General features: G+C 41.6%; 12 protein-coding genes. 5 read left to right on the forward strand and 7 right to left on the reverse strand.

The genetic code is table 11. The features are described from left to right. A partial coding sequence (locus tag R2S57_RS04475) for a PhzF family phenazine biosynthesis isomerase (protein WP_316843909.1) occupies positions 1-469 on the reverse strand: 469 nt, incomplete at its 3' end. Between the two features lie 193 nt (positions 470-662). On the opposite strand from R2S57_RS04475, the gene R2S57_RS04480 reads away from it, so the two are divergent. The 4 genes from R2S57_RS04480 (at position 663) to R2S57_RS04495 (ending at position 4,010) form a co-directional block, all read left to right on the forward strand. Then, entirely contained in the window at positions 663-1,466 is an 804-nt protein-coding gene (locus R2S57_RS04480) for an AraC family transcriptional regulator (protein WP_316843910.1), read from the forward strand. A 74-nt stretch (positions 1,467-1,540) separates the two neighbouring features. Continuing rightward, a complete protein-coding gene (locus tag R2S57_RS04485; protein ID WP_316843911.1) occupies positions 1,541-2,356 on the forward strand; it encodes an inositol monophosphatase family protein in 816 nt (271 codons plus the stop codon). 5 nt (positions 2,357-2,361) lie between these two features. Beyond that, positions 2,362-2,988: an NAD(P)-dependent oxidoreductase gene (locus R2S57_RS04490; RefSeq protein ID WP_316843912.1), complete on the forward strand. Its 627-nt coding sequence runs from the start codon at positions 2,362-2,364 to the stop codon at positions 2,986-2,988. 182 nt (positions 2,989-3,170) lie between these two features. Then, positions 3,171-4,010, forward strand: coding sequence for an oxidoreductase (locus R2S57_RS04495; protein WP_316843913.1), 840 nt, complete (start codon positions 3,171-3,173; stop codon positions 4,008-4,010). A 55-nt stretch (positions 4,011-4,065) separates the two neighbouring features. Here R2S57_RS04495 and R2S57_RS04500 read toward each other — a convergent pair whose 3' ends face one another. The 6 genes from R2S57_RS04500 to R2S57_RS04525 form a co-directional block, all read right to left on the reverse strand. Further along, on the reverse strand, positions 4,066-6,294 hold the full coding sequence (locus R2S57_RS04500) for a sensor histidine kinase (RefSeq protein ID WP_316843914.1): 2,229 nt from the start codon (positions 6,292-6,294) through the stop codon (positions 4,066-4,068). 278 nt (positions 6,295-6,572) lie between these two features. Continuing rightward, a complete protein-coding gene (locus R2S57_RS04505; protein WP_316843915.1) occupies positions 6,573-7,499 on the reverse strand; it encodes an alpha/beta hydrolase in 927 nt (308 codons plus the stop codon). Between the two features lie 29 nt (positions 7,500-7,528). Beyond that, positions 7,529-8,539 carry an MBL fold metallo-hydrolase gene (locus R2S57_RS04510; RefSeq protein ID WP_316843916.1) on the reverse strand — a complete coding sequence of 337 codons (1,011 nt, stop codon included), beginning with the start codon at positions 8,537-8,539 and terminating at the stop codon, positions 7,529-7,531. Positions 8,540-8,568: 29 nt separating this feature from the next. Further along, the gene (locus R2S57_RS04515; RefSeq protein ID WP_316843917.1) at positions 8,569-10,353 is read right to left on the reverse strand and encodes an amidohydrolase; all 1,785 of its coding nucleotides are present in this window, start codon (positions 10,351-10,353) and stop codon (positions 8,569-8,571) included. An 18-nt stretch (positions 10,354-10,371) separates the two neighbouring features. Then, positions 10,372-11,157: an alpha/beta hydrolase gene (locus tag R2S57_RS04520; protein ID WP_316843918.1), complete on the reverse strand. Its 786-nt coding sequence runs from the start codon at positions 11,155-11,157 to the stop codon at positions 10,372-10,374. 9 nt (positions 11,158-11,166) lie between these two features. Next, positions 11,167-11,922, reverse strand: a complete 756-nt coding sequence (locus R2S57_RS04525) for an SDR family oxidoreductase (RefSeq protein WP_316843919.1) — start codon at positions 11,920-11,922, stop codon at positions 11,167-11,169. A 465-nt stretch (positions 11,923-12,387) separates the two neighbouring features. Between R2S57_RS04525 and R2S57_RS04530 the strand changes: the two genes are divergently transcribed. Next, complete coding sequence (locus R2S57_RS04530) at positions 12,388-13,404, forward strand: sensor histidine kinase (RefSeq protein ID WP_316843920.1); 1,017 nt, start codon at positions 12,388-12,390, stop codon at positions 13,402-13,404. Positions 13,405-13,455: the final 51 nt, after the last annotated feature.

Genomic DNA, 13,455 nt, shown 5'->3' on the forward strand with positions numbered 1-13,455 from the left:
TTATTTGCTGTTCAGTTTCATATACCAGGATATAATCCCTTGATTTCAAAACGTATAGTGGTTGTATATTTAATGCCTTTACAATTATTTCAGGGGGTGGAGCCGCTATCGGTTTTCTGGAAGGAAAATCCAATGCGTAAACATCTTCATTTATGGTTACAGTTAATGCCCCGCTTGCTGTTTCAAAAATGATTTCTTTTCTGCCATAGTTCATAATGGTGTGTAGTACGTGAGTGGCCGCCAGGGTGGCATGTCCGCATAAATCCATTTCGATCTCTGGTGTAAACCAGCGCAGGTGTATGTGTGTTCCTTTGTCTATAAAAAAAGCAGTTTCTGCAACTGCATTTTCTTGTGTAATCTTGAAAAGTATTTCATCAGGAAGCCATTCTTTTAACGGAACAACACATGCCGGGTTTCCGCGAAATATTTCATCGGTAAATGCATCAATTTGATATAGGTCTAACTTCATATAAATCTCTTATTTGTTGGATACAAGGTTTTTCACACAGATGTTATCCGAAAGCTTATGCTAAAATAGCCCCAAATATCAATATTTTTTGTAAAATTGATCTCCATACATTTGCTAAACCATCTCTTACAAATTGAAAAACCGGCAATCAGCTATTATCAAATTCCCGATATCGCCTTTGGCTAAAGCAGGCATGATAATCAAAAATATGCAGCATGCTGATCCTGTTACTGAACACGATCATTCAAAACCCCATCGCGATGACCATTATCTGCTAATGGTGGCCACAGCCGGAAATTTCGTCATTAACATCGATTTTGAAGATCATGCCATAACATCACCTGCCATGGTCATGATTTTTCCAGGTCAGATCCATCATGTTGTTTCTTCAGGCGATATGGCAGGTTGGGGAATGAGTGTAGACCCGGCACTGATGGATAAAGAATTTCAATTGATCATGGAAAAAGCTTTTCGCAGACCTCTGGCATTAGATCAACATTCTGCTTTTTATGGACATATAGCCATTTTAATGGGACAGATGGAGAAATTGCAAACAGAAGCAGAAAATCTATATCATGTGCGCGCCAATCATTCCATACTCGACGCGTTCCTTGGACTGCTCGCTGCTGAAATCTCAAAAGTAAATGCCATTGGAAAAACAAAAGTCAACCGTGGCGCAATAATCGAACAGGCTTTTAGGCAACTGCTTAAAATGCATTATAAAGAACAAAAACAGCCTGCATGGTATGCTGCTGAGCTGAATATTTCTGTAGCGCATTTATCGGATACCTTAAAAAAATTAACTGGCGATGCGGTGTCGGCTTATATCCAGCAATATTGCATGCTTGAGGCCAGGCGGCTCCTCTGTTTTACTAAATTTACAGCGAAGGAAATTGCTTATCAGCTGGGTTATGAAGAACCGGTGTATTTTGGCAAATTATTCAAAAAAGTTACCGGTTTTACCGCACTTCAGTTTCGTCAACAATACCGCGATTAGCACTATCAATACAAGGTTTTAGCCTATTTTTAATTCCTTTTATCTGCGTTCTTTGCCTTGTAAAAATTGCAAAGATGAAAAAGAAAATAAAAGTATCGACCATTTTAGAGGTGGTTAGGGAAGCGGGAGATCTGTTTCTTCAAGAATATAAGCTTAACGCCATTCCAATCAATAAACAACAATTCTTTAGCGCACTAAATTCCATAGATGAGCGCTGTATGGCTGTTTTGAAAGCCGGATTGAATGATGAATTTCCGGAAACGGCATGGAATACAGTTGACGAATTTGATCACGATGGACAGAAACAAGCACTGCCGCTGTCCAAATATTGGGTTTGTGATGCCATGGATGGCGCTATACAATATCTGCAACATATTCCGGGATGGACCATCAACCTGGCTTTGATCTGCGATGGAGAACTGTACTTTTCGGTAATTTATGATCCCCTGGCCAACGAAATGTTTTGGGCTGAGAAAGGGTCGGGCGCATTTATGAACGGTAATCCCATCCAACCACTTGCGAAAACAGATCCGGATATCATGCTTGCTGTTTTTGAATATGGGCATCAGGATCCCGCCATCCCTGGTTTTAACCAAAAGCACGGTACTGCCGTTACAGCGCTGTTAAACCAGTATGGCGTGGTGCGCAATTACGGCCCTCATGGTCTGCAATTGGCTTATGTTGGTGCGGGTAGGATCGATGTATTTCATCAATTGGGATTAGATACCTTCAATTGGCTCGCTGGTATCTTAATTGCCAGAGAAGCAGGTGCTGAAATCTTAAATGCTAAGGGAGAAAGCTGGAAATGGGGTGATGAGAGTTTGCTTGTTTCTTCTCCTGGAACCGGAAGAAGATTGATCGAAGAAACAGCAGGAAATATTCTAAATTAAAGAAAATGAAAATTACGATAATAGGTGCCTCGGCCGGCACAGGCCTTGCCGCCGTTCAGCAGGCATTGGCGAAAGGACATGATGTTACAGCCTTGTCTACGCAAACAGCAAGTATTCCCGATCATTCCCGTTTAAATAAGGTTAATGGTAGTGCTACTTCAGTGGAGGATCTGAAAAAGGTAATAATTGGTGCGGAAGCGGTAATCGTGACTATTGGCACCAGGAACAAAAAGCCGAATACACTTTTTTCGGATACTGCTATGGCGCTGGTAAAAGCAGGTTTAGAAACAGGCTTTAAAGCACCAATATTGATTATTACGGGTTTTGGTGCAGGTAAAAGTGCCGGCTTTCTAAGTTTTTTTATGCGTACGGTGATCAGGCTTTTCCTTAAACATCAATACATCGATAAAACAAAAATGGAAGAGATCATTGCTGCTAGCACACTTAATTGGGAAATTGTTCGACCAGGAATGCTTACGAATGGCTCATTGACGAAAACGTATAAAGCATTACCAGATTTATATCAAGGGATCAAAATCGGAAAAATTTCGAGGGCCGATGTAGCAGACTTTTTATTGCAGGAAGCGGAAAATCAAAGCATGCTTCAGCAATATCCTGCATTGACTTCCTAAATCAAGTTGTTGATTTGTTTACTGGCTGTAAGTAAATATGTTGATATTCCGTTATTCAACGAAATCAATTACGGTATATCCTAAGAGATTTATAAAGGTTTTATTTTAAGTGCTTGTATCTTAATTGTTTATGAAATTGGTTTGAAGATTGAATGCAGGCCATTAACTAAAAACACGAAAAAATGAACAATAGGAAAACATGGTTTATCACCGGAACCTCACAAGGCATAGGCCTTGAACTGGTTAAAAAAGCATTGGCATCAGGCTATAATGTTGTTGCGGCATCAAGAAATATCACATCAATCCCTACTGATGTTAATAGCGGAAACGATCGGTTTTTAGCGGTGAAGATAGATCTTACAGATGAAAGCAGTATTACCACAGGCGTATTGGCGGCGATCGAAAAATTCGGAAAGATAGATGTGCTGGTCAATAATGCCGGTTATGGCTTATTGGGTGGGATTGAGGAATCGTCGAAAACAGAAGTACAGCAAAATTTCGATATCAATGTATTTGGTTTGCTGAATGTAACCAGGGCGGTTTTACCCTTTATGCGCGAAAAGAATTCGGGACATATTTTTAATCTTTCATCTGTATTTGGTTTAATTGCAGGTGCAGGCTGGGGGATTTATTGCGCCACAAAATTTGCGGTAGAAGGTTTGTCTGAAGCATTGGCACAGGAAGTTCAACCTTTTGGCATCGGCGTAACCATTATTGAACCCGGTTATTTTCGGACCAACTTCCTCAATGCCGGATCGGTTATTTTACCCGAAAAATCGATTGATGCTTATACCGCTATTACAGAGATCAAACGCAAACATGCCGAGGAAATACCGGGTACACAGCCTGGTGATCCAGAGAAGGCTGCAGAGGTGATCATCAGCACGGCACAGATAGATGAGCCACCATTACGTTTGTTATTGGGTTCGGATGCTGTACAGTATGCCAATTATAAGATCAGCATGTTGGAAACAGAAATGAAAAAGAACGAAGCCATCAGCATTTCGACCGATTTTGCCTGATTAGAAATGCCCTTAGAATAGCTTTCCTAAGGGCATTTTTTTTATTGGTATTTATTTAGGTGCTTGTTTCGGCCGTAGCAACAAAAGTTTCTGTTTTAAAGCAGATTTTAATCAGCAGCCCTTTATCATCCACGATTTCGAAACTGCCACACAGTTGTTTGCTTAATCCCTTCATTAAATTCATACCCATCGAATCGATTTGTTCCAGATTAAATGCTTTTGGTAAACCTGCACCGTTATCTTTAATCTGCAGTATATTTTGGTTGTTATCTGCCCTGTTTAATAAAACCTGAACAATACCTGGCGTCTGACCGGGATAACCATATTTAATGGCGTTGGTAATCGCTTCATTTAAAATGAGCCCTAATGGCACAGCCTGCGACACATCCAGGAATAATGCATCCACATTTTTCTCAAAATTAATCCGGCTACCCAAATCAAAGCTATCTTTCAGGTGCTGGATCAATTCGTCGATATATTCAGGCATGCTGATCAGGTTTAAACTTTCTGATTGATAGAGTTTTTGGTGGATGAGTGCAATAGAACGCATCCTGTTTTCGCTATTTTGGATGGCTGAAAGCGCAATGTGGTTGTCGATATAAGCCGATTGGCGCTGCAACAAACCCATCACAATCTGCAGGTTGTTTTTAACACGGTGATGAATTTCTTTGAGCAGCCATTGTTTTTCCAATAACAAGCCGTCTTTCTCTACCAGCAGATGGTCTTTTTCTGTAACGAGTTGATTCAGGGATTCATTTTTCCGTTGTTTAAAACGGTAACTATTATACAGTAAAACCAGAAATAATACCAATAGTACGACACCTCCCAAAGTTAAATTCCGCATAGCATTGGCTTTCTGCACTTTTGCCTGTTGGATCAGGCTGTCGCTTTTTAAGATTTTAATGTCTTTATCTTTTTTCTCTGTTTCATATTCTATTTGCAGTTGCTGGATCTGTTTTGTTTTTGATAGGGTAAAAATAGAATCGTTGATCACTTTATAACGTTGAAAATGACCAATAGCAGATTGGAACCGCCCACCTGCCGAATCTATTTTAAAGCGTAGCAACTCAAGGTCTTTCGATACCAGGGCATCGCCAACATTTAAATCTTCGGAATAATAGGCAGCCTGTTTAAATTTTTTCTGACTGACATAAAATTTTGCAATATCTAAGTGTGCGATCTTCCCAATCTCGCTGATGTCTTTCCCGAGGCCTTTAATCATCACCTGGTAAGCTTTTTCTGCTTCATTAAGCCTACCTAAAGCTTCATAACAATAAGCTTTGATCTGTGCAACAATCGCTGTTTCGTATTCGCTATCGGGCGGATGCCTTTTTTCCAGGCCAATGATATACTTGAGGCCTTCTGCTGCTTTATTTTGCATAATCAGTTGTTGGATCACGAAACCTGCTGTTCTAAAGATAAATTGCTGCCGGGCATTTATCTTTTCCCGGATGTAAATTGTTTTTTTATAATAATAAATGCTTTTATCCGTATCGCCCGTGGCTTGATAAACCTGTGCAAGTTCTCCATAGAGTGTTTCTGCCCTTGAGGTATCGTTGGCTAAACTCATGCGGCGTACACCTCCCAAAGCATAAAATAATGCCTTATTCAGATTCCCATTGTACCGGCTGAGAAATGAGATCAGGTAGTAGGCCATTTCCAAATTTCGAAAACGGGTGTTTTTATATTTTGTAATCAGTTCGGCGCAAGCTTTCTCTGCCAATTCTGGTTTGCCAAGATACATTCTATCGGCAGCCATTAAAAAACTGAGCCAGATCACCTTATCAGAATTCTTCAACTTTTGATAAATGACAATGGCCCTGTTATAATAATTCGCAACATTCACCCCATCGTTGGTGAGGTCTCGCAGGGAACTTCCTAACCTTTCGAAGGCTTTGGCTTCATTTTCGAGATTGCCTTTGGATCGGAAAAGCGCAATACTTTTCATAAACCAGGCTTTACCTTCCGGAATGTGGTGATCGTCTATGGCAACTTCGCCCAGGTTCATCCAGATGTTTCCTTTTCCGTAACCCGAATCATCCTTTAACAGATCACTCAGCTTCAGTGCATTTAAGAAATAAATTCTCGCCGAATCACGGTCTGCCGGATTTTTACCGTGTCGCCTTGTTTTATAATACTCACCGAGATCATTCAAAATTTTTAAGCGGTTCGAATCAGGTTTGCTTTTTTGCAACTGCCAACGCAATTGTTGCCCGCCTTGCCGGGCAAAAGCCTGAACTACTATCAACAATAATATGGTAGCTGTTGGCAAAAACTTATTCATCACAGGTCGGAAATAAGAGGTTAGGTAAAAAGATCAGCTTTGATGATCCTGTGAAAGAAAGACAAATGTTAATCCACAAAATATTTGGTGATGTGATTGGAGTATAAGTTGCTGATATTCAGTTTGTATTGCTTTTTTTATGGGTTATTGGTATTTCGAGACTCAGCGGTATATCGTTGTCGATCTGCATTTGAGGATATTAGAAAAAGCCATATATTAATAAGGCACCTTGTAGCTGGTACAAGATGCCTTAAATGGATATTTGTGAACAGGCTAACCTATTTAATAAAGAAATTCAATAAGTCTTTTTGAACCTGAGGTGTATTTTCTTGTACTACCCAGTGCCCGGAATCTTTAATGACTGATTCTTGTACATGATCTGCTACCAGTTTGGTGTGGGTGGCCAGAAATGGTGCTGCAAAATGATCAGAACCCATGGCCAGTACTGGCATTGGTAATTTGTGCCTGGCAAATTCAACATTATCCTTTGCATCCTGATTGAAATAACCAAACCAATGGAATGCGCCTGTAGTGGCGCCCGGTACGGAGTAGGCACGGATAAATTCAGTACGTTCGGCAAGGGTAAAGGCATTTTTTTGAAAACCGACAACTGGCCAGAAATCTGTAAAAAACAGACCTACTTTACCTGATACCAATTCGCCGGCATGGGGCTGGGCAAAAAAGCCGAACCACCAGGCCTGGGCTTTAACCTGACTCCATACGGGCTCAATACCAGGTAATAGGGCATCCATTAAGGCCAGTTTTTTAACTTCTGAAGGAAATTGTGCGGCGTAGGCGTAAGCAACCATCAAACCAATATCGTGACCTGCAAGATTGATATTTTTATAACCTAATTTCTTCATCAGCTCATGCATATCTACAGCCATGTTCTTTTTATCGTAACCTTTAGCTGTTTTGCCCGATTCGCCCACGCCGCGCATATCGGGTGCAATTACAGTAAAATGTTTGGACAGTTCGGGCAAGAGTCTGTTCCACATATACCAGTTTTGACCAAAGCCATGTACCAGTAGCAATGGCTCGCCCTTACCACCAATTACATAATGGATTTTAACGCCGTTTACAGTGGCATACTGATGTTTAAAATTCGAAGGCGGGTTGGCAGGTGCGGCTGCCAGTACATTCCCAATAGCTGCAGTAAACAGCAGGGTAATAATGAGGTGTTTAATTTTGCTTGTAGTTTTCATGATTTTATTGTTTTTTGATTTGTATACTTTTATTTTTTCTTGTTGTCGCTAATGTCTTTATAAGCATTTGGCAGGTTAAAATTGAAGTGCAACCAGTTAAACAGCACGTAACCCTTATCGTATGCTTTCATTTTAACAGCTGCTTTGGTTTGCTCAAGGTTAAGGCCTTTGTCTACTGCGGCTTCTACCTCTTTTTTAAGTTCCTGCACATAATCGATGGTATATTTTATCCCAGCTTTGTTGGTGATGCGGCCATGTCCGGGGATTACGATGGCATCGTCGGGCAAAAAGTCGTACATCTTTTTCAGGTTAGCTGCAGGTTCCAGGAAGAAACCATCAAACAGCCATGGAATGGCAGGACTTTCAGCGATGAAGGGATTGCCAGCCCAGAAAACCTTTTGGTTGGGCATCCATACAAACAGATCAGCAGGAGATTGTGCGGTACCCACATTGAGCAGTTCAATGATTTTACCGCCGCCTAAGTCTACTTTAAGGTTGCTGTTTTTAGGGATAACCAGATCAGCGGGACGAAAAACTGTATTTTCGATCCCTCTGCCTGCACCGAATAAGGTTACCATAAATTGTTTAATACCTACATAGTTTTTCTCCAGGTTCTCTTTGGCGAATTCATTTTGAATAATGAGCGTTGAGGCAGGCAGTAGGTAATTCCCGAAGCAATGGTCGCCATGATCGCTGGTATTCACCGCAAAGAGAATAGGTTTATTGGTAACCGAACGGATGAGTTTAATTTCCTGATCGTACAGGCGTTTGGTTAACATCACTTCTATCAGCAAGACGCCTTTTTCACCGATAATAAAACCACCTGTTGTGGCCTGCGGGATACCTTTGTCTGTTTCCGTTTTGGCGGTAGTGGGAATAATGGCGTAGATATCAGTACTGATTTTTTGCAGTTCCAGCGTTACTTTGTTGGCATCCCAGATCGGTACAACAGGGGGCATTGGCATTTGAGCAGATGCAATGCGGTATAAGCAGAGTAGCAATAGGCTCAGGCCAGATCGTTTTAATATTAACTTTTTCATTTTTGATTGTTTAAGATTTTAATGTTGATTTATTTTTGATAGCCTCCGAAATATTTTACCGGCGACCAGGCTGGGATTACTTCAGGAATGGCAGGGCTTTGGGCGGCATATTTTCCTGATGCATATACCACTTTACCATTTACAATGGTCATCAGTGCGGTAATCTGTTTAACTTTTTCGGTAGGGGCGCGGAAATAATCGTCAGACAGTATCACCATGTCGGCATACATGCCTTTAACCAGTTTACCTTTTAAGTTTTCTTCGCCCGAACACCAGGCACTGCCCGAAGTATATAGCTGTAATGCTGTGAATTTGTCGAGTACCTGTTCCTTTGGCCAGAACTGCATGCCGCCGATCGTTTTGCCGGTAAGCAACCAATGTAGCGCCATCCACGGGTTATAAGTCGATATGCGCGGGGCATCAGTACCCATGCCTACCGGAACACCCATAGCCAGCATTTTTTTAATAGGTGGCAATTGTGTTTTGGGTTGCCCATACATTTTGGTGTACAATTCGCCCTGGAAATACATGCGGAACTGCACCGCAACTCCACCACCAAGTGCTTTTACCCGCGCCAGTTCTGGATCTGTAATCGTTTCGGCATGATCGAAAAACCAGCGAAGACCATTAAAAGGAGTGTCTTTGTTCACCTTTTCAAACACGTTGAGCATCCGGTCGATAGACTCGCCATAAGTAGCATGTAGGCGGAAGGGCCAGCGGTTTTTAACCAGTAACCGAACCACAGGTTCAAGATCGGTTTCCATATCCGGCGATAGCACAATGCGGGGCTCCAGGAAGTTTTCAAAGTCGGCTGCGGTAGCGGTTAGGTTTTCACCTGCGCCTTCCACCGTATAACCATTGGCCATCAGGATATGGTCATTTTGATTCGGATGGGTGAGTGCAATCCATTTTTCATAATCGGTAAATTCTTTTCCTTTTTGCTGTGCAAATAAATAGTAGGAGGTTCTTACCGTTAGCTTTCCGGCTTTGGCGAGGGCAAGTGAAGCCTGGTAATCTGCATCATAGTTTTGTGCGCCTCCTGCAGCATCCAATACACTGGTTATCCCAAAACTGTTAATTTCGCGGTAGAAATGTTGGGAGCTATTGATCCTTTCTTCAGGGCTAAGTGTACCAGTGAGTGCAAGGGTTCTGTAAATGGCCATAGGCGTTTCCTTTGCATACAAAAGACCAGTTGGCTTGCCGTCTTTATCCAGTTCAACAATGCTGCCTGGGTAGCTGGTGTTTTTATCGTAGCCCAGCACTTCGATACCTTTCTTGTTCAGAAAAGCTTTACCGTACAGGTAAGTAATAAATACAGGTTTATCGGGAACCGCTGCATTGATCTCATCAATGGTAGGTTGTCTTTTTTCGGCAAACTGGAATTCGTTCCAGCCACCCACCACTTTAATCCAAACACCGGGTGGTGTTCTCGCGGCCTGCTCTTTTAGCATTTCCATGGCACCTTTTAATGTTTTTACACCATCCCAACGCAGTTCCATATTAAAGTTGAGGCCTTCACGGATCGCATGCATGTGGCTATCGTTTAATCCGGGGATAACCGTTTTTCCTCCGGCATTAACCAATTTAGTCGTGGAGCTTTGGTAAGAATTGATGATGCTTTGTGAGCTGCCTGTGGCCAATATTAGTCCGTTTTTAATGGCTATAGCCTGTTTAAATTCTTCTGGCTTAGCCATTGTGGCGATTTTGCCATTGTAAAGGATCAGGTCGGCCTTTTGCTGGGCAGCAGCCTGTAATACCGATGAAATGAGCAAGAGGCACAACAGCTTTCTACTGCCCGTAAGTAAATTTTTCATAATTTTTATTTAAAAGATTTAAATTTTGCTAAGCCAGTTTAAAATGAAATCAGCCTGTTCTTTCCAGCCCGGTTGGCCGAGTACAAAGTGGTTGCGGCCGGCAAACTCTTTGTAAGCTGTTACCGACTCGCGGTGTGTATATTTTTTATAGTTGGTGTAATTGAGCGATGCGGGTATAAAGCGGTCGGCACTACCGGAAAGGAACAATAATGGCACGTGCGGACGGTTAAAATCTATTTTTGCCGTGCTGGTAGTGGCATCTCTTATCAATAATTTCGATTCGGGAACAAGCAGGTTATAATAAGCTTCTTTTTGCTCCTCGTAGGGCATACCATTGGTAAAAGCATACTGCCATTCGGCGAACGACATGAGGTAGGTTTTCTGGCTATCAGTAAAAAATCCTAAGGCAGCCCAACCCGCTTTATAAAATGAAAACTTGAAGGTGAAAATACCCTGGGGCTGTAAAGAGTGGATCGCAATGCCTGCCGTGGCCAGTCCTTTCTGAACAAGTAGCTGGGTGATGAGGCCACCCATAGAATGCCCGATCAGAATGGGCTTTTCGGGTAATGCTTCTACAATATTGGTAAAGTAATCGGTTAGCGTAGTCAGGCGCAAAGCTGCCACATCTGCATCCGGATGTCTTTGGCGCAGCGTACAGGCAGGTGCATCTTTATGAGGCCAGGCTGGTACATGCGTTTTGTAGCCCTGTTCTTCAAAATAGTCTTTCCAGTCGTTCCAGCAGTCGCTGCTAACAAACGCTCCGGTAATAAAAACAATGGTTTTAGTTTCGGTAGTTTTCATCATTTCTAAGTATTAGTTTATCACAGGATTTACAGTAAGCCCGCCATCAATAATCATTTCGGTACCGGTAATGAAAGCAGCATCTTTTGATGCCAGAAAGCTGGCTAGCTGCGCTATTTCTTCGGCCTGGGCAAACCGTTTGAATAGAATCTTATTGCTTAAAATGGTGCTAAAAGCACCGATTTCCTCGGCGTTCATTCCAAGCTTTTGATAAACAGGCGTTTCTACCGGACCTGGTGAAATGCAATTGACACGTATATTTCTGGGGGCAAGTTCGGTAGCCAGCACACGGTTCAAGCCAATCAATGCAGCTTTACTTGCTGTATATACCGCTGAATTAGGCATGCCAACGCTGGCATTTACAGAGGTGTTAAAAATTACCGAGCCGCCATCATTCAGTATGGGCAATAATTTTTGAAGGGTAAAAAAGACGCCTTTTACATTAATATCCATGATATGATCAAAGTGCGCTTCCGTTACTTGCTCAAAGGGTAAGAAAGCAGCTACACCTGCGTTTAAAAATACAGTATCGAGGGTGCCGAAATCGGCTTTTATTGTTGCTACGAGTTGATCAATAGCAGAAGTGTCGGCCTGATCTGAAACGTATCCGCTTACACCAAGTTCTTGTGAAGCTTTGGTAATGGCTTCTGCATCCCTGCCTGTAATGATAACAGTGGCTCCTTTAGCTTTAAAAAGTTTTGCTGCGGCGTAACCTATTCCGCTATTACCGCCTGTAATAAGCGTTGTTTGTTCTTGAAGTGTGTTCATATGCGAAGTATTTGATATGAACCACTATTGGCAAGAGATAAGCCATTTGATTAAAATTCTGATAATCAAGTGTTTGTTGTTTTTTCAAGATCAGAACTTACTTTATATCGTTATCTTCTGAAAACAGACAACGACATAAGGTAAGTAAGGCCCAATTTTTTTGTACAGCGATATTTCGTTGTTGCAAATTCTACAACGATATTTAGCGGTCTGTTTTAATGGATTGAGGGGTGAAATTTGTGCTAAATTAATACTGAACAGGCTTCTTTTTTAAAAAGATGGCTTTACTGGCTTTGGCTTGCTTTATGTAAAGCCCTTTGCTCAATGAGGATACTTTTAACAATAATTTTATGTTGGAGTTTAAGGCTGGTCGCTTTCGCGCAGGAGCCAATTGGATGCAATGATTCGACAAGATTACATTTTTTACTACAAAAAAGCCAAACCGATACCACTCAAAACGACTATTTGTCGGCGCTCAAATACCTGAAAGCCTATCACCATGTAAAAGATTCTATACTTGAAGTTTCCAAAAAACGGCAGATTAGCGAACTGGAACTGAAATACCAAACCGTTAACAAGGATCTGGAAATCAGTTCGAAGGAAAAAAATATCCACCTGCTTACTAGTCAAAATAGCCTAATGAGCAGAAATATTGAGCAAGCCAGTTTCATCCGTAAAATTACGGTGGGTGTGGTCATTACGGCGGCCTTATTGCTGTTGATCAGTTTTTTACAGTATAGGTTAAAGAGACAGGCCAATTTACACCTTGAAAATCAACAGCATGCCATCAACCAAAAAAATAATGCTTTGCAACATCTGGCAGAACAGAAAGATGCATTGTTAGAAGAGAAGGAACTATTGATTAAAGAGATCCATCACCGTGTGAAAAATAATTTACAGGTGGTAATCAGTTTGCTTAATACACAATCGGCCTATCTGAATGATCAAAGAGCATCAGAAGCAATCCGCCAAAGTCAGCATCGGATGCAGTCTATATCGCTCATACACCAGAAATTATACCAGTCTGAAAGCCGGGCACTCATCAATATGAAAGATTATACACAGGAATTGATTCAGTACCTCCAGCAAAGTTTTGAAACCAAGAACCGGATTGCCTTTACATTAGCTGTTGATGATATTGATCTTGATGTACTGCGTGCGGTGCCTATCGGTCTTATCCTTAATGAAGGGATAACCAACGCCATAAAACATGCCTTCCCTGACGAAAGTACGGGCCAGATTAAAGTTGAACTGAATTGTATAAATGGAAATGCCCTGAAATTGAGGGTTACAGACGATGGGCCAGGATTGCCACCTGAATTCGATATCGATATATGTCAAACTTTGGGAATTAACCTCATCAAGGGGATGTGCAAACAGATTAGCGGCCGCCTAGCTCTCGGAAATGAAAATGGTTTATCCATTATCATCGAATTTCCAGCAGATTTAACCACAATGACTATAGGCCAAATGACGAAATAACGTCAACTGACGAAAATTTTAAGTCATAATAAATAGATTTTTTATGTAATG

Source organism: Pedobacter psychrodurus (genome assembly GCF_032678585.1).
Classification (GTDB): Bacteria; Bacteroidota; Bacteroidia; order Sphingobacteriales; family Sphingobacteriaceae; genus Pedobacter; species Pedobacter psychrodurus_A.